2 protein-coding genes are annotated in these 2245 nt (G+C 37.6%); both read right to left on the reverse strand.

Features of this window, described 5'->3' with window-relative positions; genetic code table 11:
- Window positions 1-18: 18 nt before the first annotated feature.
- Window positions 19-732 carry an SH3 beta-barrel fold-containing protein gene (locus tag O3603_RS11945; RefSeq protein WP_314573580.1) on the reverse strand — a complete coding sequence of 238 codons (714 nt, stop codon included), beginning with the start codon at window positions 730-732 and terminating at the stop codon, window positions 19-21.
- Window positions 733-768: 36 nt separating this feature from the next.
- Complete coding sequence (locus O3603_RS11950) at window positions 769-1131, reverse strand: myo-inositol 2-dehydrogenase (RefSeq protein ID WP_371523043.1); 363 nt, start codon at window positions 1129-1131, stop codon at window positions 769-771.
- Between the last annotated feature and the right edge of the window lie 1114 nt (window positions 1132-2245).

Here is a 2245-nt window from a genome sequence, read left to right on the forward strand (position 1 = left end):
AAGCCCCTCCGTTGCCTTTTATAACTCTGCAAGTCTCGTTGTTGCCTTTATGATTAGGTCTTTTAGCTGTTCCTTATTCAGCTCGGGCAATAAGTCTATGACCATGAAATTCTCGGTGTCCTCAATATCTATGCCTTTCTTTGCAAGAATGGTCTTAATATTAAGCTGACTAAAGTCATTGTAAGACTTACCACTTGTCACTTGTTGCTCTTCATTGCTTGTGAAGATGTTGTTTACCTCAATGTTTGATAACTCACCAAAACCAATGAAAGCGTCAATACGAAATTTACGTTCTTCTTGCTTGTCTGTGTCATAATAGACAAAGTATGGTCCCGTAATATCTATATTATCCGAAAGAATGCCGTGTGCATATCTCACAGAACCATCAACTTTACGATAAGCGAAAGCCGTAACTCCGTCTTTCTTCATCTTCTCTTTTAGCTTAACAACAAGTGCAAGACAAATATCATGATGTTCTGCTATCGTCCCTTTACGAAGTTCGCCTACCTCAATGAGATTGTCAATGAGAAATGACCTCCAACCCTTACAATCTACATCATAGTAAGCAAGTGTAAATTTGCTATGGTGATGAATGCTGTTGCCCTTAATGGTGTGTCCTATACCATATAGCGTACCACACGCATGACGTTCTGTGCCGTCTTTCTTACGATACACGAAAGAAACAATGCCTTTGCGAAGTTTCTCAACTAAAGTCTCAAATAGATTTTCCATATTGATGAGATTGTTATTTGTTTATGTAAAACATCGTCAAGCATTAAAAACTTGACGATGTGATATTTCATTTTCCCTTTCAAGATGTTCTTCTATGTCTTCTGTTGAATTTACCTCGGTCTCCCTGAAGTAGAAGTGGGTGTCAAGTGAGCCGTTCACATAGCAATCAAAGTCTTCTCTATCACAGCCTTTATTATCAACATATTCATACACAACTTTAAACCAAAGTATATCCATCAAGCAGTTTCTTACATTTCGTATATCAAATCCTGCACTCTCAATAGCATCGTCTAAATCTTCACTTGTCCAATCGTAACCAAAATCAGATTTGAAGTTTTCAAACTTATAATCTTCCTTACAGAAGCCTAACGATAGCAAGATAGCATAGTTGTTTGTCATAATTCTTGTTGTTAATAAGTGATACATTTTCCTCTCGTTCAACTGCTATTGCAGCATCACGGTCAGGCTTTCAAATTTTACGTGCAATGAGGTAGTAAGGTTATTAGGAAGATAAACAAAGTAATTTAAGGATATTCTTATGGAAAACCCAAATCTTTGATTTGTGGAAGGCTGCCGTGAGAATATTCTTAAATAGCGTTGCGGTACTTTGTGTTCTTACGACCTTGCTTACCTTTGCAAAGGAAAATTAAAGCCAGACTGTGTATGCAAGGAGTGTAAGCGATAACAAAGGATGCAGGGCTTCGCCCTAAACTAAAGGGTAAAGAATAGCAAAGTTGCCGTAGGCTTTAAAACAAGATACTGTCATAACCGCTCTCCCAAAGTCCCTTGAAAACCTTTGTCGAAATGCTTCGTAGAACATGAGACAGTGGTTTTCAAGGGATTAAAACAGCACTGTCTGTTTTAAGGGTTTCAGCGTAGCCTGTGTTTTGTAAAGCAGAAAGGAAAAGCACGCTCATGTATATGAGATAAGTGCGTTCCTGATGCTTAGCGGAATACTGGCGAAGCTGCGGGGGATAAAGCAGAATCATTAGGGAAAAGCAAGAAAGAGAAAAACTTGCGATAGCGTGTTTGATAGGGCTATGATTGATGTGTGCTGCGACCATCTGGCGTAGCACAAAAAAGAAGCTGGCAATCTTTAAGAAAACCAGTATTTAAGATGATATATACACTTATTCTTACAAAAGGATTACGCTAAACCAAAAGTGAATTTATACGATTTCAAAAGTATAAACGTAATCATCACTTCCTGGGTCATCATAATTAGCATAGAACTTTACTTTTCTTGGCTCAACTTCTGCTATTGTAGCATTGTCTGCTAACAAGCTATTTCCATTCTTTAGCTCAACAAAGAAGCGTCCAGTATAGTCAGATTTATATCCCCATGGAAAGAAATCATATAGAGAGTAACCTTTCTCACGGACATCATAGCCGAAGAATCTTGCACACTCCTCAATTTTCTCTCATAGTTCGGTTTCAGTTGAAACATTAGCATACTCGTTTCTGAATTTCTCGATTGTAAACATAGCTTTTAGTTTTATGATTGTAAATTTAA

Source organism: Prevotella sp. 20925_1_30 (assembly GCF_041433025.1).
Lineage (GTDB): Bacteria > Bacteroidota > Bacteroidia > Bacteroidales > Bacteroidaceae > Prevotella > Prevotella vespertina.